The organism is Pseudomonas alliivorans (assembly GCF_017826695.1).
In the GTDB taxonomy this organism is placed as follows: Bacteria; Pseudomonadota; Gammaproteobacteria; order Pseudomonadales; family Pseudomonadaceae; genus Aquipseudomonas; species Aquipseudomonas alliivorans.
Genome location: NZ_JAFFZW010000004.1, coordinates 74,612 through 98,437 on the forward strand (window position 1 = coordinate 74,612; position 23,826 = coordinate 98,437).

The 23,826-nt window shown below is 59.1% G+C and carries 23 protein-coding genes; 17 read left to right on the forward strand and 6 right to left on the reverse strand.

The window, feature by feature from the left end:
• The first annotated feature begins 30 nt into the window (after nucleotides 1–30).
• The gene (gene proB, locus JTJ32_RS12840; RefSeq protein WP_210042496.1) at nucleotides 31–1,149 is read left to right on the forward strand and encodes a glutamate 5-kinase; all 1,119 of its coding nucleotides are present in this window, start codon (nucleotides 31–33) and stop codon (nucleotides 1,147–1,149) included.
• 30 nt (nucleotides 1,150–1,179) lie between these two features.
• A complete protein-coding gene (locus JTJ32_RS12845; protein ID WP_184321341.1) occupies nucleotides 1,180–1,650 on the forward strand; it encodes a CreA family protein in 471 nt (156 codons plus the stop codon).
• Nucleotides 1,651–1,788: 138 nt separating this feature from the next.
• On the opposite strand, the gene rpsT is transcribed toward JTJ32_RS12845, so the two are convergent.
• Nucleotides 1,789–2,067 (reverse strand): 30S ribosomal protein S20, encoded by a 279-nt coding sequence (gene rpsT / locus JTJ32_RS12850; RefSeq protein WP_003344603.1) that lies wholly within the window; start codon nucleotides 2,065–2,067, stop codon nucleotides 1,789–1,791.
• Nucleotides 2,068–2,318: 251 nt separating this feature from the next.
• Here rpsT and murJ point away from each other — a divergent pair, with 251 nt between their 5' ends.
• From murJ to ispH, 6 genes are all read left to right on the forward strand, one after another.
• Nucleotides 2,319–3,857 (forward strand): murein biosynthesis integral membrane protein MurJ, encoded by a 1,539-nt coding sequence (murJ, locus tag JTJ32_RS12855; RefSeq protein ID WP_210042269.1) that lies wholly within the window; start codon nucleotides 2,319–2,321, stop codon nucleotides 3,855–3,857.
• A gap of 132 nt (nucleotides 3,858–3,989) precedes the next feature.
• Complete coding sequence (ribF, locus tag JTJ32_RS12860) at nucleotides 3,990–4,940, forward strand: bifunctional riboflavin kinase/FAD synthetase (RefSeq protein ID WP_025995625.1); 951 nt, start codon at nucleotides 3,990–3,992, stop codon at nucleotides 4,938–4,940.
• Complete coding sequence (gene ileS, locus JTJ32_RS12865; RefSeq protein WP_210042270.1) at nucleotides 4,937–7,768, forward strand: isoleucine--tRNA ligase; 2,832 nt, start codon at nucleotides 4,937–4,939, stop codon at nucleotides 7,766–7,768. The genes ribF and ileS overlap by 4 nt, the downstream gene beginning before the upstream one ends.
• Nucleotides 7,761–8,276: a signal peptidase II gene (gene lspA, locus JTJ32_RS12870; protein WP_004884059.1), complete on the forward strand. Its 516-nt coding sequence runs from the start codon at nucleotides 7,761–7,763 to the stop codon at nucleotides 8,274–8,276. Before ileS ends, lspA begins: the two co-directional genes overlap by 8 nt.
• Nucleotides 8,269–8,745, forward strand: a complete 477-nt coding sequence (locus JTJ32_RS12875; protein ID WP_004884060.1) for an FKBP-type peptidyl-prolyl cis-trans isomerase — start codon at nucleotides 8,269–8,271, stop codon at nucleotides 8,743–8,745. Before lspA ends, JTJ32_RS12875 begins: the two co-directional genes overlap by 8 nt.
• A gap of 58 nt (nucleotides 8,746–8,803) precedes the next feature.
• Entirely contained in the window at nucleotides 8,804–9,751 is a 948-nt protein-coding gene (gene ispH / locus JTJ32_RS12880; protein ID WP_004884061.1) for a 4-hydroxy-3-methylbut-2-enyl diphosphate reductase, read from the forward strand.
• A gap of 6 nt (nucleotides 9,752–9,757) precedes the next feature.
• Here ispH and JTJ32_RS12885 read toward each other — a convergent pair whose 3' ends face one another.
• Complete coding sequence (locus JTJ32_RS12885; protein ID WP_099226405.1) at nucleotides 9,758–10,258, reverse strand: GspH/FimT family pseudopilin; 501 nt, start codon at nucleotides 10,256–10,258, stop codon at nucleotides 9,758–9,760.
• Nucleotides 10,259–10,389: 131 nt separating this feature from the next.
• Here JTJ32_RS12885 and JTJ32_RS12890 point away from each other — a divergent pair, with 131 nt between their 5' ends.
• Genes JTJ32_RS12890 through thiO form a run of 7 tightly spaced genes read left to right on the forward strand, consistent with a single transcriptional unit; the run spans nucleotide 10,390 to nucleotide 17,367 of the window.
• Nucleotides 10,390–10,872, forward strand: a complete 483-nt coding sequence (locus JTJ32_RS12890) for a GspH/FimT family pseudopilin (RefSeq protein WP_210042271.1) — start codon at nucleotides 10,390–10,392, stop codon at nucleotides 10,870–10,872.
• Nucleotides 10,872–11,390, forward strand: coding sequence for a type IV pilus modification protein PilV (pilV, locus tag JTJ32_RS12895; RefSeq protein ID WP_184321330.1), 519 nt, complete (start codon nucleotides 10,872–10,874; stop codon nucleotides 11,388–11,390). Before JTJ32_RS12890 ends, pilV begins: the two co-directional genes overlap by 1 nt.
• Nucleotides 11,387–12,091 (forward strand): PilW family protein, encoded by a 705-nt coding sequence (locus JTJ32_RS12900; RefSeq protein WP_210042272.1) that lies wholly within the window; start codon nucleotides 11,387–11,389, stop codon nucleotides 12,089–12,091. The genes pilV and JTJ32_RS12900 overlap by 4 nt, the downstream gene beginning before the upstream one ends.
• A gap of 11 nt (nucleotides 12,092–12,102) precedes the next feature.
• Nucleotides 12,103–12,612, forward strand: coding sequence for a pilus assembly PilX family protein (locus tag JTJ32_RS12905; protein WP_210042273.1), 510 nt, complete (start codon nucleotides 12,103–12,105; stop codon nucleotides 12,610–12,612).
• The gene (locus JTJ32_RS12910; protein WP_210042274.1) at nucleotides 12,599–15,814 is read left to right on the forward strand and encodes a pilus assembly protein; all 3,216 of its coding nucleotides are present in this window, start codon (nucleotides 12,599–12,601) and stop codon (nucleotides 15,812–15,814) included. Before JTJ32_RS12905 ends, JTJ32_RS12910 begins: the two co-directional genes overlap by 14 nt.
• An 11-nt stretch (nucleotides 15,815–15,825) precedes the next feature.
• Complete coding sequence (locus JTJ32_RS12915) at nucleotides 15,826–16,227, forward strand: type IV pilin protein (protein ID WP_210042276.1); 402 nt, start codon at nucleotides 15,826–15,828, stop codon at nucleotides 16,225–16,227.
• Between the two features lie 27 nt (nucleotides 16,228–16,254).
• The gene (gene thiO / locus JTJ32_RS12920) at nucleotides 16,255–17,367 is read left to right on the forward strand and encodes a glycine oxidase ThiO (RefSeq protein ID WP_210042278.1); all 1,113 of its coding nucleotides are present in this window, start codon (nucleotides 16,255–16,257) and stop codon (nucleotides 17,365–17,367) included.
• Between the two features lie 187 nt (nucleotides 17,368–17,554).
• On the opposite strand, the gene JTJ32_RS12925 is transcribed toward thiO, so the two are convergent.
• The 4 genes from JTJ32_RS12925 to JTJ32_RS12940 form a co-directional block, all read right to left on the reverse strand.
• Nucleotides 17,555–18,895 carry a sigma-54-dependent transcriptional regulator gene (locus tag JTJ32_RS12925; protein ID WP_099226397.1) on the reverse strand — a complete coding sequence of 447 codons (1,341 nt, stop codon included), beginning with the start codon at nucleotides 18,893–18,895 and terminating at the stop codon, nucleotides 17,555–17,557.
• 2 nt (nucleotides 18,896–18,897) lie between these two features.
• Nucleotides 18,898–20,490, reverse strand: coding sequence for a sensor histidine kinase (locus JTJ32_RS12930; protein WP_210042280.1), 1,593 nt, complete (start codon nucleotides 20,488–20,490; stop codon nucleotides 18,898–18,900).
• A complete protein-coding gene (locus JTJ32_RS12935; RefSeq protein ID WP_099226494.1) occupies nucleotides 20,480–20,719 on the reverse strand; it encodes a PP0621 family protein in 240 nt (79 codons plus the stop codon). Before JTJ32_RS12935 ends, JTJ32_RS12930 begins: the two co-directional genes overlap by 11 nt.
• Nucleotides 20,720–20,844: 125 nt before the next feature.
• Complete coding sequence (locus tag JTJ32_RS12940; protein ID WP_099226395.1) at nucleotides 20,845–21,867, reverse strand: outer membrane protein assembly factor BamD; 1,023 nt, start codon at nucleotides 21,865–21,867, stop codon at nucleotides 20,845–20,847.
• A 149-nt stretch (nucleotides 21,868–22,016) separates the two neighbouring features.
• Here JTJ32_RS12940 and rluD point away from each other — a divergent pair, with 149 nt between their 5' ends.
• Nucleotides 22,017–22,979: a 23S rRNA pseudouridine(1911/1915/1917) synthase RluD gene (gene rluD / locus JTJ32_RS12945; RefSeq protein ID WP_099226394.1), complete on the forward strand. Its 963-nt coding sequence runs from the start codon at nucleotides 22,017–22,019 to the stop codon at nucleotides 22,977–22,979.
• The gene (pgeF, locus tag JTJ32_RS12950) at nucleotides 22,976–23,704 is read left to right on the forward strand and encodes a peptidoglycan editing factor PgeF (RefSeq protein ID WP_210042282.1); all 729 of its coding nucleotides are present in this window, start codon (nucleotides 22,976–22,978) and stop codon (nucleotides 23,702–23,704) included. Before rluD ends, pgeF begins: the two co-directional genes overlap by 4 nt.
• Nucleotides 23,705–23,826 lie beyond the last annotated feature (122 nt).

A 23,826-nucleotide genomic window follows, 5' to 3' on the forward strand; every position in this document is an offset into this window, starting at 1 on the left:
TGAAAACTCTCTGGCTAAGGTTGGAAGATGATGCGCAGCAAAGTGACGGGTGCCCAGCGCTGGGTCGTGAAGATCGGCAGTGCCTTGCTGACGGCAGATGGCAAGGGTCTGGATCGTGCGGCCATGGGTGTGTGGGTCGAGCAGATGGTGGCGCTGCACGAGGCAGGCGTCGAGCTGGTGCTGGTTTCCTCCGGGGCGGTCGCTGCCGGTATGAGTCGCCTGGGCTGGACTGTTCGACCCAGTGCGATGCACGAGCTGCAGGCTGCGGCCGCCATCGGTCAGATGGGGTTGGTGCAGGCGTGGGAGTCGAGCTTTGCCGAGCATGATCGGCGCACTGCGCAGATCCTCCTGACTCACGACGACCTGTCTGATCGCAAGCGCTATCTGAATGCCCGCAGCACGCTGCGCACTCTGGTCGAGCTGGGCGTGGTGCCGGTCATCAACGAAAACGATACCGTGGTCACTGATGAGATCCGCTTCGGCGACAACGACACGCTCGCGGCCCTGGTGGCCAATCTGGTCGAGGCTGATCTGCTGGTCATTCTTACGGATCGTGACGGCATGTTTGATGCTGATCCGCGCAACAACCCCGATGCGCAGCTGATTTTCGAGGCTCGCGCTGATGATCCTGCTCTGGATGCGGTGGCGGGCGGCACGGGCGGGGCGCTGGGGCGTGGCGGGATGCAAACCAAGCTGCGTGCTGCACGTCTGGCGGCTCGTTCAGGGGCGCACACCGTGATTGTCGGTGGTCGCATCGAGCGCGTTCTGGCGCGGCTCAAGGGGGGTGAGCGGCTGGGTACGCTGCTGTCGCCTGAGCGCGGCATGCTGGCTGCGCGCAAGCAGTGGCTGGCGGGGCATTTGCAGACTCGCGGTACGCTGGTGCTGGATGACGGTGCGGTGTCGGCCCTGGCTCGGGATCACAAGAGTCTGCTGCCGGTCGGCGTCAAGCTGGTGCAGGGCAGTTTCCGGCGCGGTGAGATGGTGGTTTGCGTTGCGCAAGACGGGCGTGAAGTGGCGCGGGGCTTGAGCAACTACAGTGCAGTGGAGGCGCAGAAGATCATCGGTCAGTCGTCAGAGGCTATCGTGCGCGAGCTGGGCTACATGGCCGAGCCTGAATTGATTCACCGCGACAACCTGATTCTCGTCTGAGTCGGGTTATTAACTGGAAGGGAAGGCTCGATGCGCGTCATGAAAGGTTTGTTGACTGCTTTGCTGTTCGTGCCTGTGCTGGTCTCGGCAGAAGAGATTGGTCAGGTGTCGACGGTGTTCAAGATGGTCGGGCCGAACGACCGGATCGTGGTGGAGGCCTTCGATGATCCGAAGGTTGATGGCGTGACGTGCTACCTGTCGCGTGCCAAGACGGGCGGCATCAAGGGTGGTCTGGGGTTGGCCGAGGATCGGGCGGAGGCGTCGATTGCCTGTCGTCAGGTCGGTCCGATCCACTTCAAGGAAAGCCTCAAGGATGGTGATGAGGTTTTCAAGGAGCGCACGTCGCTGGTGTTCAAGACCATGCAGGTGGTGAGGTTCTTCGACAAGAAACGTAACTCGCTGGTGTATCTGGTCTACAGCGACCGAATCATCGAAGGCAGTCCGCAGAATGCGGTTACCGCCATTCCGATCCTGCCATGGTCGCCTGCGCCTGCCCCCTGATTGCACACCGCTCGAGCTGATCGTTCCTCACGCTCTGCGTGGGGATGCGTCTCGGGGTGCTCTGCGTCCGGGTGCGCTCGCTTTCTCACAGGCAATAAAAAACCGACCCTGGGGTCGGTTTTTCAACAAGCGGATCGCTTAGGCTGCAGCAGCAAGGCTCAGGGCCTTGATGTGACCGTTCAGGCGACCTTTATGGCGAGCAGCCTTGTTCTTGTGGATGATGCCTTTATCGGCCATACGGTCGATAACAGGTACAGCCAGAACATAAGCAGCTTGCGCTTTTTCAGCGTCTTTTGCGTCGATGGCTTTAACTACATTCTTGATGTAGGTACGAACCATGGAACGCAGGCTGGCGTTGTGGCTGCGACGCTTCTCAGCCTGTTTTGCACGTTTTTTGGCGGAAGGTGTGTTGGCCACCGTCGAGCTCCTCGAAAGACTTTGTGAAATAGCAAACAAAATAGGCCGCGAATCATGCCGATGAGTTGAAGTCTTGTCAAGGGCAGTTAAGGTGTTCCGCTGAGTGGTCGCTGCTTTTATCCGGATGATTTATTTCCGGCGTGCGACCTGTAAACTCGCGGCCTTTGGCTTCGGGCTTTTTAGCGGCGCGAAGTATCGCATAAATGGACGGCTTAATCGCCCATCCTTTGCCAAGGCATACAAGTCTTTCAATGAATCTACTCAAGTCACTCGCCGCCGTCAGCTCTATCACAATGGTTTCCCGGGTCCTGGGCTTCATACGGGACACCATCATTGCGCGCACTTTCGGGGCCGGAATGGCGACCGACGCCTTCTTCATTGCCTTCAAATTGCCCAACCTGCTGCGGCGCATCTTTGCCGAGGGCGCTTTTTCCCAGGCATTCGTGCCGATCCTGGCCGAATACAAGAGCCAGCAGGGCGAAGAGGCGACTCGCACGTTCGTGGCTTACGTCACAGGACTGCTGACGCTCGTTCTGGCACTGGTGACCTTGCTGGGTGTGATCTTCGCGCCCTGGGTGATCTGGGCCACTGCGCCGGGCTTTGTCGACACGCCTGAAAAATTCGCGCTGACCTCGGATATGCTGCGGGTGACATTTCCTTATATATTGCTGATCTCGCTGTCATCGCTGGCGGGCGCGATCCTCAATACCTGGAACCGCTTTTCCGTACCAGCCTTCGTGCCGACCCTGCTCAATGTCAGCATGATCTTTTTTGCGTTGTTTCTGACCCCGTATTTCGATCCGCCGGTCATGGCGCTGGGCTGGGCCGTGCTGGCGGGCGGTCTGCTGCAGTTGCTGTATCAACTGCCACACCTGAAAAAAATCGGCATGCTGGTACTGCCGCGCCTGAATCTGCGTGATTCAGGTGTCTGGCGTGTGATGAAGCAGATGCTTCCTGCCATCCTCGGCGTCTCGGTCAGTCAGATTTCTCTGATCATCAACACGATATTTGCCTCATTCCTCGTCGCCGGGTCGGTGTCGTGGATGTACTATGCCGACCGCCTCATGGAGCTGCCGTCTGGTGTTCTGGGAGTTGCGTTGGGTACGATTCTGCTGCCGATCCTGTCTAAGACCTACGCCCAGCGGGATCGTCAGGAGTATTCGCGCATTCTCGACTGGGGCCTGCGTCTGTGCTTCGTGCTGGTCCTGCCTTGCACGCTGGCCTTGGGTCTGCTGGCTGAACCGCTGACCGTTTCTCTGTTTCAATACGGCAAGTTCGATGCACTGGATGCCGCGATGACGCAACGGGCGCTGGTCGCTTATTCGGTCGGCCTGCTGGGGATTATCCTGATCAAGGTCCTGGCCCCCGGCTTTTATGCGCAGCAGAATATTCGTACCCCGGTGAAAATCGCGATCTTTACCCTCATTGTGACTCAGTTGCTCAACCTGGCCTTCATTGTGCCGTTGCAGCATGCGGGGCTGGCGCTGGCGATCAGTGTCGGGGCGTGCATCAATGCCGGCCTGTTGTTCTGGCAGTTGCGCAAGCAGGCCCTGTTTCAGCCGCAGCCGGGCTGGGCGAAGTTTCTGTTCAAGCTGGTGATCGCTGTGGCGGCCATGTCAGGCGTTCTGCTGGGGATGATGCATGTCATGCCCGCGTGGGATGAAGGACACATGCTGGAGCGTTTCCTGCGTCTGGGCGCGCTGGTGGCAGCCGGTGTGGTGACGTATTTTGCGATGCTTTTGTTGCTGGGTTTCCGACTTCGGGATTTTGCCCGCAAAGCCATCATGTAAGCGGTAATTCAAAGGTGAGCTGTCGGATTTGTGCATTGCGCGCCGGCTGCTTTGATCGGGTCCTGGCGTGTTGCCTGTCGTCCAGGGCCGTGTGTGGTTATAATCGGCCACTTTATGAGCAAGAAGTGCGTTATGCAGCTGGTTAGAGGTCTTCACAACCTGCGTCCCCAGCATCGGGGCTGCGTCGCCACGATTGGCAATTTCGACGGTGTTCACCGCGGCCACCAGGCTATTCTGGCGCGTCTGCGTGAGCGGGCTGTCGAATTGGGTGTGCCCAGCTGCGTGGTCATCTTTGAACCCCAGCCTCGTGAGTTTTTTGCGCCAGAGACTGCTCCGGCACGACTGGCACGTCTGCGCGACAAGCTCGAACTGTTGAGCGCCGAGGGTGTGGACCGGGTTCTGTGCCTGTCCTTCAACCAGCGCCTGAGGAAACTCAGTGCAGCCAGCTTCGTGGAAACCGTGCTGATCGACGGGCTGGGCATTCAGCATCTTGAAGTGGGCGATGATTTTCGTTTTGGCTGCGACCGGCTCGGGGATTTCGACTTCCTGCAGCAGGCCGGAACGACTTACGGATTTACGGTGGAAGCGGCGCAGACCGTTGAAATCGATGGCCTCCGCGTCAGCAGTACCAAGGTGCGTAAAGCCCTGGCTGCCGCGGATTTTGCCTTGGCCGAACGTATGCTCGGCCGCCCGTTCCAGATCACCGGACGGGTCTTGCATGGCCAGAAGCTGGCGCGTCAGTTGGGTACGCCCACCGCCAACGTGCAACTCAAGCGTCGTCGTGTGCCGTTGAGCGGGGTTTACCTGGTCAGCGTGGACATCGATGGCAAGGCTTGGGCGGGTGTCGCCAACATCGGCGTGCGTCCTACCGTGGCGGGTGATGGCAGTGCCCACCTTGAAGTGCATCTTCTGGATTTTGCCGGCGACCTTTACGACCGGCGTTTGACGGTGGCTTTCCACCACAAGCTGCGTGATGAGCAGCGTTTTGCCTCTCTGGAGGCGCTCAAGACGGCGATCAATGCGGACGTCGCCGCCGCCCGTGCCCATTGGCATGGTCAACCGCTAACCAAGAGCCTGAAATGACCGACTATAAAGCCACGCTAAACCTTCCGGACACCGCCTTCCCTATGAAGGCCGGCCTGCCCCAGCGCGAGCCGCAAACTCTGCAGCGCTGGGACAGCATTGGCCTGTACCAGAAGCTGCGCGAAATTGGCAAGGATCGTCCGAAGTTCGTCCTGCACGACGGCCCTCCATACGCCAACGGCAATATTCACATCGGTCATGCCGTCAACAAGATTCTCAAGGACATGATCCTGCGTTCCAAGACCCTGGCGGGCTTCGATGCCCCGTATGTGCCGGGTTGGGACTGTCATGGCCTGCCGATCGAGCACAAGGTCGAAGTGACCCACGGCAAGAACCTGTCCGCGGACAAGACCCGCGAGCTGTGCCGTGCCTACGCTGCCGAGCAGATCGAAGGCCAGAAATCCGAGTTCATCCGTCTGGGTGTGCTGGGTGACTGGAGCAATCCGTATCTGACCATGAATTTCGCCAACGAAGCCGGGGAAATCCGCGCGCTGGCCGAGATGGTCAAGGGCGGTTTCGTATTCAAGGGCCTGAAGCCGGTCAACTGGTGTTTCGACTGCGGTTCGGCACTGGCTGAAGCAGAAGTCGAATATCAGGACAAGAAGTCCTCAACCATCGACGTCGCGTTCCCGATCGCTGACGAAGCGAAGCTGGCTGCTGCATTCGGCCTGGCCTCGCTGGACAAGCCGGCCTCCATCGTCATCTGGACCACCACCCCTTGGACCATACCGGCCAACCAGGCGCTGAACGTCCATCCCGAGTTCAACTACGCGCTGGTCGATATCGGCGACAGGCTCTTGGTGCTGGCTGAAGAACTGGTCGAGTCCTGCCTGTCCCGCTACAAGCTGGAAGGTTCGGTGATCGCGACTACCACCGGCCAGTCGCTGGAACTGATCAACTTCCGTCATCCGCTCTACGACCGTCTGTCGCCGGTCTATCTGGCTGACTACGTCGAGCTGGGTGCCGGTACGGGTATCGTTCACTGCTCGCCCGCCTACGGCGTGGACGACTTCAATATCTGCAAGGCTTATGGCCTGAGCAACGACGACATCATCAGCCCAGTGCAGAGCAACGGCGTGTATGTCGAATCGCTGGAGTTCTTCGGTGGCCAGTTCATCTTCAAGGCCAACCAGAACATCATCGACAAGCTCGCCGAAGTCGGCAGCCTGATGGACACCGAAACCATCAGCCATAGTTACATGCACTGCTGGCGTCACAAGTCGCCACTGATCTACCGCGCCACTGCGCAGTGGTTTGTGGGCATGGACAAGCAGCCCGCCACTGGCGACACGCTGCGTGAACGTGCGGTCAAGGCCATCGAAGACACTCAGTTCGTTCCGGCCTGGGGTCAGGCGCGTCTGCACTCGATGATCGCCAACCGTCCCGACTGGTGCATCTCGCGTCAGCGCAACTGGGGCGTGCCGATTCCGTTCTTCCTGCACAAGGAAAGCGGCGAACTGCACCCACGCACCGTCGAACTGATGGAAGAAGTGGCGCAGCGGGTCGAGAAAGAAGGCATCGAGGCCTGGTTCAAGCTGGACGCCAGCGAACTGCTGGGTGACGAGGCGGCCAAGTACGACAAGATCTCCGACACACTGGACGTCTGGTTCGACTCCGGCACCACGCACTGGCATGTGCTGCGCGGCTCGCACCCGATGGGCCACGAAAGCGGTCCGCGTGCCGACCTGTACCTCGAAGGCTCCGACCAGCATCGCGGCTGGTTCCACTCTTCGCTGCTGACCGGTTGCGCCATCGACAACCATGCGCCGTATCGCGAACTGCTGACCCACGGATTCGTGGTCGACGAGAACGGTCGCAAGATGTCCAAGTCACTGAACAACGTGGTTGCGCCGCAGAAGGTCAACGATTCGCTGGGCGCCGACATCATGCGTCTGTGGGTTTCTGCGACTGACTATTCCGGCGAAATGGCCGTGTCTGACCAGATCCTGCAGCGTAGCGCCGATGCCTACCGTCGTATTCGCAACACGGCCCGTTTCCTGCTCTCCAACCTGTCCGGCTTCAATCCGGCGACCGACCTGCTGCCAGCCGATGAAATGCTTGCGCTGGACCGTTGGGCGGTGGATCGCACCTTGCTGCTGCAGCGCGAGCTGCAAGAGAACTACAGCGAATACCGTTTCTGGAACGTGTACTCCAAGGTCCACAACTTCTGCGTGCAGGAGTTGGGTGGGTTTTACCTGGACATCATCAAGGATCGCCAGTACACCACGGGCGCGAACAGCACGGCACGTCGCTCGTGCCAGACCGCGCTGTTCCACATCTCCGAAGCGCTGGTTCGCTGGATCGCGCCGATCCTGGCGTTTACCGCCGATGAGTTGTGGCAGTTCCTGCCGGGCGAGCGCAACGAATCCGTGATGCTCAACACCTGGTACGAAGGCCTGACCGAAATGCCTGCCGACTTCGAAATGGACCGTGCCTACTGGGAGCGGATCATGGCGGTGAAGACTTCGGTTAACAAGGAAATGGAAAACCTGCGCGCTGCCAAGGCTATTGGCGGCAACCTGCAGGCTGAAGTGACCCTGTATGCCGAAGACTCGCTGGTGGCGGATCTGTCGAAGCTGAGCAACGAACTGCGTTTCGTGCTGATCACCTCCACCGCCAGCGTCGCGCCTTTGGCAGCGGCTCCGGCTGATGCAGTGGTGACCGAGGTTGCCGGTTTGAAGCTGAAGGTCGTCAAGTCCAGTCATGCCAAGTGCGCCCGTTGCTGGCATCACCGTGAGGATGTAGGCGTGAACCCTGAGCATCCGGAAATCTGCGGTCGTTGCGTGGACAACATCAGCGGTGTCGGCGAGGTGCGTCACTATGCGTGATTCCGCTCCGGGCCGTTTCGGCCGTCTGAGCTGGTTGTGGTTGAGCGTGCTGGTGCTGGTCATTGACCAGGCCAGCAAGTTCTACTTCGAAAACCGCCTGGACCTGTACGAACAGATCGTGGTGATTCCCGACTACTTCAGCTGGATGCTGGCGTACAACACCGGTGCAGCCTTCAGCTTTCTGGCTGACGGTGCCGGTTGGCAGCGCTGGTTGTTCGCCCTGATCGCCGTTGTGGTCAGCGCGGTGCTGGTGGTCTGGCTCAAGCGTCTGGGGCGCGACGACACCTGGCTGGCCATCGCGCTGGCACTGGTGCTGGGCGGCGCACTGGGCAACCTGTATGACCGCATCGTGCTGGGCCACGTGATCGACTTCATTCTGGTCCACTGGCAGAACCGTTGGCACTTCCCGGCCTTCAACGTGGCCGACAGCGGCATCACCGTTGGTGCGATCATGCTGGCGCTGGATATGTTCAAGAGCAAGAAAACCGGAGAGCCTGCCCATGACTGAACAGTCTTCGACCCAAGGCTCGTCCGACGAGCTGCGCATCGGTCAGAACACGCAGGTCACGCTGCATTTTGCCCTGCGTCTGGAAAACGGCGACACCGTCGACAGCACCTTCGAAAAGGCTCCGGCCACCTTCAAGGTCGGTGACGGCAACCTGCTACCGGGCTTTGAAGCCGCCATTTTCGGCTTCAAGGCAGGCGATCGGAAGACCGTGCAGATCCTGCCGGAAAACGCCTTTGGTCAGCCCAACCCACAAAACGTGCAGATCATGCCACGCTCGCAGTTCGCGGGTATGGAACTGTCCGAAGGGTTGCTGGTGATCTTCAATGATGCGGCCAACACCGAGTTGCCCGGCGTGGTGAAGGTATTCGATGACGAACAGGTCACTATCGACTTCAATCACCCGCTGGCAGGCAAGACGCTGAGCTTTGAAGTGCAGATCTTCGAAGTGAAAGCGATTCTGGCGTCCTGATCCCGATATCGAGCCCGGCTTCGGCCGGGCTGCTTCGCACGTAACCATGAGGCACAGCATGCAAATCAAACTCGCCAACCCCCGCGGCTTTTGTGCCGGTGTGGACCGCGCGATCGAAATCGTCAATCGCGCTCTGGAAGTGTTTGGTCCGCCGATCTATGTGCGCCATGAAGTGGTTCATAACAAATTCGTCGTCGAAGACCTGCGCTCCCGTGGTGCGATCTTCGTCGAAGAGCTGGAGCAGGTGCCGGACGACGTCATTGTCATCTTCAGTGCCCACGGCGTTTCCCAGGCCGTACGTACCGAAGCGGCCGGGCGTGGCTTGAAGGTGTTCGACGCTACCTGCCCGCTGGTGACCAAGGTCCACATCGAAGTCGCCCGTTACAGCCGCGATGGTCGCGAATGCATCCTGATCGGTCATGAAGGCCATCCGGAAGTGGAAGGCACCATGGGGCAATACGATGCCGCCAACGGTGGTGCGATCTATCTGGTCGAGGACGAAGCCGACGTTGCAAGCCTGCAGGTGCGTAACCCGGATTCGCTGGCGTTCGTGACCCAGACCACGTTGTCCATGGATGACACCAGTCGCGTCATCGATGCATTGCGTCAGAAATTCCCGGCCATCGGCGGCCCGCGCAAGGATGACATCTGCTACGCCACCCAAAACCGTCAGGATGCGGTCAAGCAACTGGCCGACGAGTGCGATGTCGTGCTGGTAGTGGGCAGCCCGAACAGCTCCAATTCCAATCGCCTGCGTGAACTGGCCGAGCGCATGTCGACACCTGCCTATCTCATCGATGGTGCCGAAGACATGCAACGTAGCTGGTTTGATGGAGTCGAGCGCATTGGTATCACCGCAGGTGCCTCGGCGCCGGAAGTGCTGGTGCGCGGTGTGATCCAGCAACTGCAGGCCTGGGGCGCCACCGGTGCCGATGAACTGGCCGGTCGCGAAGAGAACATTACGTTCTCCATGCCCAAGGAATTGCGGGTCAAGTCGCTGCTCTGAGTCGGCTCAGCCGCACAGTGGCGCATCAGCTTTCTTGTCGTCGATCCTGACCCGCCCGGTCCTGGCCACTATCACGCGATAGTGGCTGACCGGCTGGTCTTTGACGCACACATGTATCGTCCCGTTGGCCGAGTTACGCAGGCCGCCCAGCCCGGTGAATGTCAGATGTTCAGCCACTTTCCTGTTGCCGACGATTCTGGTGTCGGTCGACCTTGCGCGTTCGATGAGCAACACGTCCTGATCGTCGGGGCCTTTGCCGTCCGAGTCGAGAATAATCCGCCAACCGTTACTCCAGTCGCCGTCTATTGCATGGATCGTCGTCCATTGGTTGCGCGTGATGGCCGCTACTCGTGCCGACCGTATTCCGCTGGCCAGTTCCTGGGCAGCGACGAGTCTGCGGTTGCTGTCGATCACGTCCGTAAGAGAAGGCATGGCGACATGAGCAAGAATGGCAACCAGTGCGACGACCACCAGCAGTTCGATCAGCGTAAATCCTGCCTGCTTCATCTGTTTTCCTTCCCTGGAAAGACCGCTTCAAACGCGTCCGGGCGTTCGTCATTGCAAAACAACCGTACGTCCCGCTATAGATTTTCCGACGGCATTGCTGCCTTATAGTCGTAACGTCTAGGAGACACTCAATGCGTCATATAGCCAAGGGATTCAGCCTCATCGAATTGTTAGTCACTGTGTCCCTGGTGGGCATCCTGGCAGCTATCGCGATCCCGAACTTCACCAGCACTCTGCAGAGCAACAAGGCCGATACCGAGCTCAATGATTTGCAGCGCGCCCTCAACTATGCGCGGCTCGAGGCGATAAACAGAGGAGTGAGTGTGCGAATCGCGCCCACCACCGGGACTGCATGGAATACCGAGTTGCAGGTGTATCGAGTCGCCGATGCGGCCACGGTCGCTTCCGACTCGACCAAGGTCTTGCGCAAGGTGGCGGCCATGAGCAGCGGCGGCACGCTCGTGGCGGCCAACGTGAATGCCATTGATTTCAATAATCTGGGCGGACTCATCGCGCCTGCTACGGCGGTGGCCATGACTTACACCCGAGGCTCCGTCACCAGAACCATGAATATTTGCCTGACCGGCCGGATCGTCCTCGGTGGAAGCTGCTGATGCCCAATAAACCCCGACATCGCCAGACCGGCATGACCCTTATCGAAGTACTGGTTTCGGTGTTGATCCTTGCCATCGGCCTGCTGGGCGCGGCGGCAATCCAGCTGAACGCCTTGAAGTACACGGACAGTGCGGCGATGACCAGTCAGGCCAGTTTCATTGCCTACGACATGATGGATCGCATTCGGGCGAATGTGGATGGCAACGCGGCCAGTACCGGCGGACAAAACGTCCTGGCAACCTATGGTCTGAACAGTCTGGCAGCGGCTCCGGGGGCCAATATCAACGTCGCGCGGGATCAGGATCTGTTCGATTTCAAAAACAACATCAACAATTTTGCAGGCGCGACCGGGACAGGGGTGATCAACGTTGCCAATGCGCCTGAAGTGACCATCACCATCACCTGGGACGACACGCGTGCCGCGAGCGCCAATACCGTAGCGAACACGGGGACTGCACCCGCCAGCCCCACGACCCGGACGTTCACGCTTACTTCGCGTATCGGGGTGAATCCATGAGAAGGCTGTCCAGAGGCTTCGGCCTGGTCGAAATCATGGTCGCTCTGGTGCTCGGGCTTGTTGTCAGCCTGGGTATCGTCCAGATATTCACCGCATCCAGAGGCACGTACCAGAGTCAGAATGCGTCGGCACGCATGCAGGAAGATGCGCGCTTTGTGTTGAGCAAGATGATTCAGGAAATTCGCATGACCGGCATGTATGGATGCCTGAATCTTTCCAACGTGACGCCTGTGGCACCTGCCATTGCCCTGCCTGCCGCGCTCGATAATCCTATTCTCTGGGACAACGCGAACGCGAAGCTCACGCTGGTGACCGCTGACGTGGGGAGCACGGGTAGCACGCCGACCTGGACCATCATCTCAGACTGCAGAAGCACGACGCAGCTTTACAACGGCGCAAGAGCCCCCGCAGCCGGGGAGACGGCCTTTCCATTGCGGCAACTGGTTTACAGCCTTTCCGGGACCGATCTGAGCATCAGATTCGGCGCGACGGCTGATCCGCAACCGCTCTTGCAGAATGTGGCCAGTTTTTCTGTTTCCTTTGGCATGGTCGGTAATCCCATGTCCTACAAAACGGCGATCACCGCTGGCAATGCTCTCGACATCCGCAGTGTGCGCATCAGCCTCACGTTGCGTGACCCCGACAACCGGGTCGAAGAGCAGCAATACAGCGTTGTCGCCTATTTGCGTAACCGCTTTTGAACAGGCCCAGCATGAAAAAGACCGTGCGATTCAATTCGATCATTGCCTTCCCTCACCATCAGGGCGGCATGGTGTTGCTGGTGAGCCTGGTGTTTCTGCTGTTGCTGACGTTGCTGGGGATTTCTTCAATGCAGAACGCAACCCTGCAGGAAAAAATGGCAGGCAGCGTAGTGGTCCGCAATCAATCGTTTCAGATGGCAGAAAGCGCGCTGCGCCTGGGTGAGTCTGCCCTCAAGGCAGGCACTGTTTCACCGGCTGCCTGTTCGGGAGCTGCGTGTGCACCGCCTGCCGAGTCCACTACGGTAACCGCTGCCGGTGTGGGGGCTTCCGGTGTGACCTGGACGGCAGCGGCTGGAGGAGGCTTTTATGCCGTTCAGAATTTGGGTAAGACGATGACGCCGGTAAAACGTCCGACAAATTGTGCCGTTAACCGTGCCGTCACCCTTTACCGAGTAACCTCCGTGGCTATCCAGAATGGCACTTCACGAACCGTGCTGGAGAGCATTTATGCCAACTGTTAAGGCGCTTCGTCATGCTCTGAAATATGTGTATGGCGTGCTGTTGACGCTTTACCTTGCGGCGCCGGTCTATGCCTTCACACCGGCACAGGTGCCGTTGCTCAGCTCATCGGTGGTACCGCCCAACCTGATGCTGCTCGTGGACAACTCTGGGAGTATGTACAACATCATCTGGGCGTCCGGGTTTGATCCGAACGTCAATCGCCCTGATATCCAGTATTACTCCACGCAGTGTGTGAGTGGTCTGATTACGGTTCCGTGTCCGTTCATAAGCACCATCTCGGGCGGAGAAACGCTCTCAGTGGGCGACATCAACGCGACAGGTGTAGCCGGCATTTCACTGTCATGCCTGTTCGGTGGGCGCACGATCTTTCGCAACGGTATTCGTTACTGCGTCGTTTTGCCTGATCCTGCCGGGAATGGCCTGACGCGTTATACCGCAGACTACCTGTCGTATCTGATCGATCTGGTCACGCCTGGCTTCTTCGATTTCGGTGTGCGAAATTACACCAACGGTGTGATCCCCAACGATTTCCGCATGAATGTTGCGAAGACCGTGGCGACCAATCTGGTTTCCAACAACCTTACGCTCAGGATCGGACTGGCGACCTTCAACGAGCCGAACAACTTCGATCTCGGGCCGGGTGGCAGGATTTCCAGAGTGGTCACCGATCTGTCTCCGGTCGCAGCCTCGACGTTTCAGCCAGCAGTCACTCAGACGCAGGCCACCGCCAACGTTAACGCGCTCAAGCAGGCCATCGCCAACCTGACGCCTTCCGCCAACACGCCGCTGGCGGAAACCTATTACGAGATCACCCGTTATTTCCGTGGTATGGCGCCCTTTTATCAGAGTGCTGCCAACTATGTGAGCCCCATTCAATACCGCTGTCAGAAGAACTACGGCGTGGTGGTCACCGATGGTTTGCCGACCTACGACCGCACGTTCCCCACCAATGATCCGGAAGATGTCGCTGACACCACACGTTCATTGCCCAACTGGGATCTGAATGCAGCCAACGACGGAAACAATCTGTCGGGTGATGGAGAGGGCGACACGCTGTATCTGGATGACCTGGCCAAGTTCGCCTACGACATCGACCTGCGTCGCGATGCTTCGGCTGCCGGGGGCGATCTGACCGGGAAGAGCTGGGACACCGCAGGTTTCCCTAAACAAAACCTGAGTACTTACACCATTGGCTTCACAGCCAACAACCAGATGCTGGTCGATGCGGCGAACGACGCTCACGGCCGCGGGAAATACTTTCAGGCGAACGATAGTTCAGCCCTGGATGCAGCGTTGAACCTTGCGCTGAGTGATATTTATGCGAAAGCTGGTTCAGGAGGTGGTGCGGCTGCGAGCTCTGCGAGTCTGCAGACAGGTACACGACTGTTTCAGACGTTGTATGACCCAACTGACTGGCACGGCACGATCAAAGCTTATGATATTGACAGCACGACCGGTGATATTGGCGCCGTTGCCTGGAATACGGATACAACAATAACTGCCAGTTCTACGGCCCCTGCTTTCGAGACCTGGAATACGCAATCGCTCGCTCGAATTGCACTGGACTTCACTGCATTATCTGCGCCCCAGCAGACCGCATTGAACGCCACGCTGCCCACAGGCGTTAACGGTGCCCAGATGATCGCGTGGGCCAAGGGTTCTGCTAACGCGGCGTTGCGTAGTCGTACAAGGCTGTTGGGTGATCTGATCAACACCAACCTTGTGGTCGCAATTCCTTCGGACAAAACCTCGACCGATTTCGGCACCAGTACGTCCTACTCCGCTTACCTGAGTGCCAAAGCCAGCAACATGAATTCCAATGTGCTGGTCAACGCGAACGATGGGTTCTTCAACGTGATCAGTGCCGCTACAGGTGCGCGAAGCTATGCGTACATGCCATCGACTGCGCTGACGTCGCTGGCAACGATTGCGTCGACGAATTACGGTTCTGGCGTGCACAGGTTTAACGTCGACGGGCAGATATCTGTTTTCGATACTCAGGCCGGTTCCGCTTCGGCTTGGCGAACGGTGGCCGTGAGCGGGCTGGGCGCGGGCGGTAAGGCACTGTTCGCCGTAAAGCTTTTTGAAGGCACTGCCAACAACGTAAGTGCCCTTTGGGAGGTTGGAGCGCCGACCACTTCAAATACGAATAACTTATTCAATAATCTGGGCTTTACCTACTCCAGGCCCGACTCGGCGCGTATGAGCGATGGCACCGGCATTGTGGTGGTAGGTAATGGGTATGGCAGTTTTACCGGGAGGGCGTCTCTGTTCGTTCTGAATGCGAATACGGGTGCCTTGATTGCTGAAATTCCAACGCCTGTCCTCAATAATGAAACGGACAATGGTTTGTCGTCGGTCAGGCTGCGCGTCAACTCACAGAATGTGGTCCAGGCTGCTTATGCTGGTGATCTGAAGGGCCGTCTTTGGAAGTTCGACCTCAGTTCCGCGGCGGCCAGCGGCTGGAAGGTGGCATTCAACGGTGCTCCGCTGTTTACCGCGCCGCGTGGTGCCAGCCAGCCAATTACAGTGCAGCCGTTGATTCTGGATCATCCGTTGAATGGCAAAATCATCTATTTCGGGACCGGTAAATTTCTCGAGACCGCGGACAAACAAACTGCGGCATTGCAGGATTTCTATGCCATTTGGGACGCCGATTCCGGCACAGGCAATACCGTAGAAGGCAATTTGCAAATTCAGACGATCAATACGTCCCCCGTTATTGTAAGCGGTCGGACTTACTACACATCCACCACTAATACCGTCGATTGGTCAACAAAGAAAGGGTGGTACATGCCTTTGACCACTGTCGATCCCTATGTAGGGGAGCGAATAATATTTCCTCCTCAGCCCATTCAGACCCGAATTGCTTTCACGACGGCAGCGGTCAACTCTTCGGATCCTTGTGAAAGCAGGGGTGTCGGGCGACTTTTCGAGCTGGATGCGGCATCAGGCGGAATGCTCAGTTCTCCGTTTATCGATACCAACGGGGACAACGTGCTCGATGCGAGGGATCAGCTTTTTTCCGGTATCGGGTACGGCAGCGGCATACCTGTCATTTCTGCGTACGCGGTTTCCAAGGATGGGCTTGATGTTACTTATGTCACCACCAGCAGCGGCAATGGTGACGACTACGACCCGCTGAAGGGCTGGGTGCCAGCCAATATTTTTCAACGCATCATGTGGCGACAAATCCAATAGGGAAGCTGACCATGCGAGCAACAACCAGAGGCTTTACGCTGATCGAACTCATGATCGTCGTGGCAATTGTCGGTATCCTTGCGGCGGTGGCTTACCCCAGTTACACCGAGTACGTGAAGCGCACCCATCGTGCTGAAATTGCCAGTCTGCTGTCCGAGCAGACCCAGGCGCTGGAGCGTTTTTATTCCCGGAGCGGTACTTACGTGGGGGCACAAGGTCTGAGCCAGGGAAACACCTATTACGGCATCGTTCCTGTGCTGAACGCCTCCGACTTCACCTTGACGGCGACACCCAGCGGCAACGCGATGATGAATGGCGACAAGTGCGGCAGTTTCGTCATCAAGAATACGGGTGAGTACAGCAACACAGGCGCGTCCAGCGGCGTGACGAAGAAAGACTGCTGGGGCCGATAACCTTTTTCAACTTGCCCAGAGAGCAAAATGCCCAAGCAACATGTAGTGATCGTCGGCGGTGGTGTCATCGGTTTGCTGACCGCCTTCAATCTGGCATCGGCGCACATGAGCGTTGTACTGCTGGACAGGTCGGGCGTTGGGCTTGAGTCTTCGTGGGCGGGTGGGGGAATCGTCTCTCCGCTATACCCTTGGCGCTACAGCCCGGCAGTGACAGCGCTGGCGCACTGGTCCCAGGATTTCTATCCGCATCTGGGCGAACGGCTTTTCAGGCAGACTGGCCTTGATCCCGAGGTCCACACCACCGGCTTGTACTGGCTGGATCTGGAGGATGAACAGCAGGCGCTCGACTGGGCGGTACGGGAAAACCGGCCGCTGAGTGGCGTTGATATTTCAGCGGTGCATGATGCTGTGCCAGTGCTCGGACAGGGGTATTCGCGGGCGATCTACATGGCCGACGTGGCCAATGTGCGTAACCCCCGACTGGTCAAATCCCTCAAGGCTGCCTTGCTGGCGATGCCCGGTGTCGAGATTCGCGAGCAGTGCGAGGTCACTGGCTTCCTGCGTCGCAACGATGGAATCGAAGGCGTGAAGACGGCTTCGGGCGATGTGCTCGCCGACCGCGTGATTCTCGCTGCGGGTGCCTGGAGTGGTGAGCTGTTGAAACAACTTGGCCTGGAGCTGCCAGTCGAGCCTGTCAAAGGGCAGATGATCCTCTACAAGTGCGCATCGGATTTCCTGCCCAGCATGGTGCTGGCCAAAGGGCGCTACGCAATTCCTCGGCGTGACGGGCATATCCTGATTGGCAGTACGCTGGAGCACGCAGGTTTCGACAAGAGCACGACCGAGGTAGCGCTTGAAAGCCTCAAGGCCTCGGCTATCGAACTGATTCCCGCATTGGCGGAGGCCGAGCCTGTCGCTCAGTGGGCGGGGCTGCGTCCGGGGTCGCCTGAAGGCATTCCGTTCATTGGCCCGGTGCCCGGCTTCGAAGGGCTGTGGCTCAACTGCGGTCATTACCGCAACGGCCTGGTGCTGGCACCCGCGTCGTGTCAGTTGCTCGCTGATTTATTGCTGGAGCATGAGCCGATCATTGATCCTGCGCCCTACGCGCCGCAAGGCCGCATCACGCCCGCCCGGATATGAACTGCACCTTCATCAATAAACTATAACGTGCTGAATAAATGCGGTTTTTGTGGGAGGCTTGCCGGCGAAGCGATTTTCCAAGCGCCACGCTGGTGACTGCAATGACGCCATCGCCGGCGAGCCGCCTCCGGTGGGATTGTATTGGCGGCTAGAGCGCTGAAAGCCTCAAGGGCCAATGCCTTCCCGCTCAATCCAGCCCCAGCTTTTTCAACCGATAACGCATCGACCTGAATGACAGGCTGAGTCGCTGGGCTGCCGCTGTCCGGTTCCAGCGGGTCTCTTCCAGGGCCTGCAGAATCAACTTGCGCTCGATGCCTTCAAGATAATCTTCCAGATTGTCGATGTCGGCCAGGTTGGGGCCATCGCTTTCCTGAGGTCTGGCAGACTCGGCCAGACGCAGGTCAGACGCATGGATTTCGTCGTTCTCGCACAGCGTGTAGGCACGCTCCAGCATGTTCTCCAGCTCACGGACGTTGCCGGGGAAACGATAGTTTTTCAGCGTATCCAGTGCCTGAGCGTCGAGGGTGGCGGCGGGCAGGCCGCTGTTGGTCGCCAGTCGCTGAAGGACGATGGCCGCCAACTGGTCGATGTCTTCACGACGTTCGCGCAGCGACGGTACGCGCAACTCGATAACGTTCAAACGGTAATACAAATCCTGTCGGAAGCGTCCTGCGGCCACCTCCACGTTCAGGTCCTTGTGGGTCGCACAAAGAATCCGTACATCGACCACCTGTTCCTGCTGACCGCCGACGCTGCGAATGGACTTCTCCTGTATCGCGCGCAGCAGTTTGACCTGCATGGCCAGCGGCAGATCGGCCACCTCGTCCAGAAACAGCGTGCCGTTCTGCGCCGCCTGGAACAGTCCGGGCTTGTCTTCATGGGCGCCGGTGAAGCTGCCTTTGCGGTGTCCGAAGAACTCGCTTTCCATCAGGTCGGACGGAATGGCGCCGCAGTTGACCGGCACGAACGGTTTTTCTCCGCGCGGGCCTTGTTCGTGAATCAGCTTCGCCACCAGCTCTTTTCCGCTGCCCGACTCGCCGCTGATGTAAACGGGGGCCTGACTGCGCGACAGTTTGGCGATCTGGCTGCGCAACGTGCGCATGGGCGGCGAATCGCCCAGCAGGCGGTTGTCCAGAGTTCTCACCGGCTGCACGACGGGTGTGAGGCGCAACGCGCTGTTGACCAGTTCACGCAGTCGACCGAGGTCCACCGGCTTGGTCAGGAAATCGAACGCACCGGCCTTGAGCGCGTGGATGGCGGTGTCCAGGCTGCCATGCGCCGTGATCATCGCCACCGGGACGTGAGCAAAGCTTTGCTGGATATGCTGCACCAGTTCCAGTCCGTTGCCGTCCGGCAGGCGCATGTCCGTCAGGCAGAGGTCGAATGCTTCGCGAGCCAGACACTGGCGTGCCTCGGCGACGTTGCAGGCGCTGCGGGTCTCCAGCTTCATCCGGCCCAGAGTGATCTCCAGGAGTTCGCGAATGTCCGGCTCATCATCGACGATCAGGATCTTTTGCCGTGGGGTCATGTTCAGCTCGGTTTGAACGGGTGGGCGAAGGTAATCCGCATGCAACTGCCGCCGCCTTCCCGAGGGGCGTAGTCCAGATGGGCCTGATTGCTTTCGCATAACTCGCGCGACAGGTAGAGGCCAAGCCCCGTCCCTTTGCTTTCGGTGGTGAAGAACGGTTCGAACAACCTGCTCAGGTGCTTCTCGCTGACGCCGGAGCCGTTATCCAGAACTTCCAGTGTCGGCAGATCGCTTTTCCGGTCGTGATACAGCCTCAGTAGTACCTCTGCGGTAGGGTGGTCCTGACGACTGTAGCGCAGGCCGTTCTGCAGCAGGTTGGTGACCACCTGATTCAACTGCTCGGGGTCCATGCGCGTGGTCAGCATGCCGACACCAATCTCGGTCTCGAGTCGTTGGTCAGGCAGGGCGGTGCTGCGAAATTCCGCAACAAAGTCTTCCAGCCAGTTTTTCAGATCAAGCAGTTCGCGCTGGGCTTCACGTCGTCTGGACAGTTGCAGCACGTTCTCGATGACCAGATTGATGCGTCGTGACTGATCATGAATGATCTGTCCAAGACGCCTGTCTGGCGCGGTCAATTCTTCCGACTCGTTCAGCAACTGCGCCGCATGGCTGACAGCCCCCAGCGGGTTGCGGATTTCGTGGGCGATACCGGCCGTCAGACGACCCAGTGCAGCGAGTTTAAGCTGCTGGGCCTGATGGGCGACCTGCGACAGGTCCTCCAGGAAAATCAGGGTCTGGAGCTGATCACCTCGGTTGACTGCTGCAAAGCTGGGTTGCAGCTCCGGGCCGATGGCGGAAGTCGAGAGACTGCGCGGCACCATGACCGGATTGATCAGCCAGTGGCGAAGGCGATCCACCAATTGCGGGCAGTAATGATCGATCACCTGGCCGACCAGTTGCTCATGCCCCAGCAGGTTCAGCGCGCCCTGATTGGCCAGCAGCACCTGACGCCGCGCATCCAGCACCAGAATGCCGGTGCGCATGCGTTGCAGAATCAGGGCGTTGAGTTCTTCGAGGTTATCGACATCGGCAGCACGCTGCTTGGCCAGCACTTCGCTATTGAGCATGCGCGCGGTGAGTGCCTGCACCAGCATGGCGGCAGCGAAGCACATGGCACCCAGCAGGCCGGCCTGCACGTAGTCGCTGGAAACCGATGGCGTCCCGAGGCTGATGTAGAAGGTCAGGTAGATGATCCCGATGGCCGAGACTGCAGCGATCAGCAGCCCGATGCGACCGCGCAGCAGCACATTACTGATCGCGACCGAGGCGATCAACAGGTTGCCGATACCGCTCGAAGGGCCCCCGGCTGCGTAGAAAAGGCCGGACAGCATGATCGCGTCTGCCAGTGCCAGGCTGAAGAGATGAGACTGGCGACTCGGCCGCTCCAGCAGCACCACTACCAGGATATTGGACACCAGATACAGCCAGCAGCCTGCGCGGAACAGGTTCGGGTTGGCCATCTGCAACAGTTCAGTGTCCAGGCTGCTGGAAATCAGCGATACCAGCAGGACACCGATGACGAGGCGATAAAGATGATAAAGCCGCAGGATCCGTTGCGCTTGGGCAGTGCCGAGCGAAAGGGGCTCAGCGGTCACGTGCCGCCGGGCCTTCTAGCCTGTGCGCCTCGCTGCAGTACCATTGTTTTTCCTGGCTTAATGCACGGTCACGAGGAAGATGAACGCCGCAATGGGCGCAACGCACCATGGGGGCTGCGGTGGTGTCGGGCGGCGCCGGACGTGATTTTGGTTTCGGGGGATTGAGCAGCCGCTTGATAAACCAGACCACCGCCGCGATCAACGCGGCCCACATTAATAACCGAAGCATGACTACCAGCTTAGTGAGTTGAGTCTGCGCAGTGTAGCCAAGGAGCAGGCGGGCGGACAGAGGTGAATGAGCATAAAAAAAAGAGGCCTTGCAAAGGCCTCTTTTTTTCGTGAGTCGTGTCCGAATCAGTCGAACAGACCCAGCGTCATGTAGCTGAACCACGAACGGCTCTTGGTGCCTTTCTCTTCGGCCTCTTTCTCGGCCTGCTCATCCAGCTCTGCCTGATTTTCCGGCAGCAGCTCTTTAGGGATGGCGTCCTTGGCTTCCTGATATTGCTTTTTCATGTCCTGATCGGCACGGGTTTCACCCGGTGGCAGCGGTGCGCTGCCGCTGATCAGGCCCAAAGTCGCCTTGGACAGCCACGAACGGTTGTCCGCTTCGGCCTGACGAGGCGTGAACTCGCCGTTATCCAGCTGTGGATGGTTCGGGTAGTTGGCTTTCAGTACTTCGAGGCTGGTCGCTGCCAGATCGTCGAGGTGCAGACGCTGGTAAGACTCCACCATGACTGCCAGGCCGTCACCGACGGACGGTGTTTCCTGGAAGTTTTCGACCACATAACGACCGCGGTTGGCGGCGGCCACGTAGGCCTGACGGGTCAGGTAATAGTCAGCCACGTGAATTTCGTACGAAGCCAGCAGGTTGCGCAGGTAGATCATGCGCTGCTTGGCGTCGGGCGAGTAACGGCTGTTCGGGAAACGGCTGGTCAGTTGCGCGAACTCGTTGAATGAGTCACGGGCGGCGCCCGGGTCACGCTTGGTCTGGTCCAGTGGCAGGAAGCGGGCCAGCAGGCCGACGTCCTGGTCGAACGAGGTCAGGCCTTTCATGTAGTAGGCGTAATCGACGTTCGGGTGCTGCGGGTGCAGGCGAATGAAACGTTCGGCGGCAGATTTCGCGGCCTCCGGTTCACCGTTCTTGTAGTTCGAGTAGATCAGCTCAAGCTGGGCCTGGTCGGCATAGCGACCGAACGGATAGCGAGATTCCAGCGCCTTGAGCTTCTCAGTGGCACTGTTATAGCTGTTATTGCCCAGGTCGGCCTGCGCCTGCTGGTACAGCTCGACTTCGCTGAGGTTTTCGTCGATGACTTCCTTCGACGAACAGGCCGCAGTCAATGCGAGGATGGCGATCAGCAGCAGGTGTTTCACTTGCATGGCGGCTTGCGTCCCTATAACGGCCTGCTGTCTTGGGCGGGGCCGTCCTGTTATGATGAGCGCCCCGCGATACCGGCGGGACAAAAGACGCCGTATTTAACCACAAGCGCGCTGCCGAAACCAAAGGCTAGCCGCCACCTAGTCTGGTCATGTCCGAAAATATAGAACTCCGCGCAGAGGTGCCGTCCGAATTGGGCGGTCAACGCCTCGATCAAGTCGCCGCACAATTATTCGCTGAGCACTCGCGCTCGCGCCTTTCCGCCTGGATCAAGGACGGCCGCCTGACTGTGGACGGTGGCGTTCTGCGCCCGCGTGACATCGTGCATGGTGGTGCCATTCTCGAGCTGATTGCCGAGCAGGAGGCCCAGGGTGAATGGGTCGCTCAGGACATCGAACTGGATATCGTCTACGAGGACGACCAGATCCTGGTCATCAACAAGCCTGCGGGCCTGGTGGTGCACCCGGCTGCCGGTCACGCCGACGGCACGCTGCTCAATGCCCTGCTGCACCATGTGCCGGACATCATCAATGTTCCGCGCGCCGGCATCGTGCATCGTCTGGACAAGGACACCACCGGTCTGATGGTGGTCGCCAAGACGATTCAGGCGCAGACCCAGCTGGTCACTCAGTTGCAGAGTCGCAGCGTGAGCCGCATCTACGAGTGCATCGTGATTGGTGTCGTGACCGCAGGCGGCAAGATCGACGCGCCGATCGGCCGTCACGGCCAGCAGCGTCAGCGCATGGCAGTGATGGAAGGCGGCAAGCAGGCGGTGAGTCATTACCGTGTGCTGGAGCGCTTCCGGTCGCACACCCATGTGCGGGTCAAGCTGGAAACCGGTCGTACGCACCAGATTCGTGTGCACATGGCGCACATCAATTATCCGTTGGTCGGCGACCCTGCCTACGGCGGTCGTTTCCGTATTCCGCCTGCTGCCAGCCTGACCATGGTCGATTCGCTCAAGACCTTCCCGCGTCAGGCGCTGCATGCGCGCTTCCTGGAACTGGATCACCCGACCACTGGCAAGCGCATGAGCTGGGAATCGCCTCTGCCCGACGACTTCGTCTGGCTGCTGTCGCTGCTCAAGCAGGACCGCGAGGCGTTTATCGGGTGAATGACTGGCTGATACCTGACTGGCCCGCGCCAGCGCATATCAAGTCTTGCGTCACCACCGGCTCGGGCGGGGCCAGTCAGGCTCCGTTCGACACCTTCAATCTCGGCGATCACGTTGACGATAGCCCCCAGGCTGTTGCCAGCAATCGTTCTGTTCTGACCGCCAGCCTCAACGTTCAACCCGCCTGGCTGCGCCAGGTGCATGGTGTGGTCGTTGCACAGGCTGATCCTTCGCGCGTCATGGAAGCCGATGCCAGCTGGACGGATACGCCCGGCGTCGCCTGCACTATCATGACCGCCGATTGCCTGCCTGCGCTGTTCTGTCGCCGTGACGGCACCCGAGTCGCTGCCGCGCATGCCGGCTGGCGTGGTCTGGCGGCAGGTGTGCTGGAAGCGACGGCCGACAGCTTGCAGGTTGCTCCCGATGACGTGATGGTCTGGCTGGGTCCTGCGATCGGTCAGCCTTCGTTCGAAGTAGGGCCGGAGGTTCGCGAGGCCTTCGTGAGTCAGCACCCTGAAACGGTCGAAGCATTCATCGCCAGCTCCAACGCCGGTCGATTCATGGCCGACATCTATACCCTGGCGCGCCTGCGGCTGGCGGCGCATGGCATCTCCTCTGTCTATGGTGGCGGCTTTGACACCTTCACCGACCCGCGCTTCTTCTCCTATCGCCGTGCAGCCCGCACCGGCCGATTTGCCTCGCTGATCTGGATCGATCACGCCTGACTCCTGCTCTTTCGCTCAAGCCAGCTAGTCTTGCCTGAGCGTGAGGCTGATCCACATCAAGCGATGTCAGTCTTGAAACACGCAGAATTGCCCGCATCTATTGCGCATCCATAAGTGTTTCA

Coding starts and splice junctions, on each gene's coding strand:
- ileS (WP_210042270.1), top strand. CDS start 4,937: ATGACCGACTATAAAGCCACGCTAAACCTTCCGGACACCGCCTTCCCT.
- JTJ32_RS12940 (WP_099226395.1), bottom strand. CDS start 21,867: ATGCAAGTGAAACACCTGCTGCTGATCGCCATCCTCGCATTGACTGCG.
- JTJ32_RS12900 (WP_210042272.1), top strand. CDS start 11,387: ATGAGAAGGCTGTCCAGAGGCTTCGGCCTGGTCGAAATCATGGTCGCT.
- JTJ32_RS12915 (WP_210042276.1), top strand. CDS start 15,826: ATGCGAGCAACAACCAGAGGCTTTACGCTGATCGAACTCATGATCGTC.
- JTJ32_RS12910 (WP_210042274.1), top strand. CDS start 12,599: ATGCCAACTGTTAAGGCGCTTCGTCATGCTCTGAAATATGTGTATGGC.
- rluD (WP_099226394.1), top strand. CDS start 22,017: ATGTCCGAAAATATAGAACTCCGCGCAGAGGTGCCGTCCGAATTGGGC.
- thiO (WP_210042278.1), top strand. CDS start 16,255: ATGCCCAAGCAACATGTAGTGATCGTCGGCGGTGGTGTCATCGGTTTG.
- JTJ32_RS12875 (WP_004884060.1), top strand. CDS start 8,269: ATGACTGAACAGTCTTCGACCCAAGGCTCGTCCGACGAGCTGCGCATC.
- lspA (WP_004884059.1), top strand. CDS start 7,761: ATGCGTGATTCCGCTCCGGGCCGTTTCGGCCGTCTGAGCTGGTTGTGG.
- pilV (WP_184321330.1), top strand. CDS start 10,872: ATGCCCAATAAACCCCGACATCGCCAGACCGGCATGACCCTTATCGAA.
- JTJ32_RS12935 (WP_099226494.1), bottom strand. CDS start 20,719: ATGCTTCGGTTATTAATGTGGGCCGCGTTGATCGCGGCGGTGGTCTGG.
- JTJ32_RS12905 (WP_210042273.1), top strand. CDS start 12,103: ATGAAAAAGACCGTGCGATTCAATTCGATCATTGCCTTCCCTCACCAT.
- murJ (WP_210042269.1), top strand. CDS start 2,319: ATGAATCTACTCAAGTCACTCGCCGCCGTCAGCTCTATCACAATGGTT.
- JTJ32_RS12890 (WP_210042271.1), top strand. CDS start 10,390: ATGCGTCATATAGCCAAGGGATTCAGCCTCATCGAATTGTTAGTCACT.
- ispH (WP_004884061.1), top strand. CDS start 8,804: ATGCAAATCAAACTCGCCAACCCCCGCGGCTTTTGTGCCGGTGTGGAC.
- JTJ32_RS12845 (WP_184321341.1), top strand. CDS start 1,180: ATGCGCGTCATGAAAGGTTTGTTGACTGCTTTGCTGTTCGTGCCTGTG.
- JTJ32_RS12925 (WP_099226397.1), bottom strand. CDS start 18,895: ATGACCCCACGGCAAAAGATCCTGATCGTCGATGATGAGCCGGACATT.
- ribF (WP_025995625.1), top strand. CDS start 3,990: ATGCAGCTGGTTAGAGGTCTTCACAACCTGCGTCCCCAGCATCGGGGC.
- proB (WP_210042496.1), top strand. CDS start 31: ATGCGCAGCAAAGTGACGGGTGCCCAGCGCTGGGTCGTGAAGATCGGC.
- JTJ32_RS12885 (WP_099226405.1), bottom strand. CDS start 10,258: ATGAAGCAGGCAGGATTTACGCTGATCGAACTGCTGGTGGTCGTCGCA.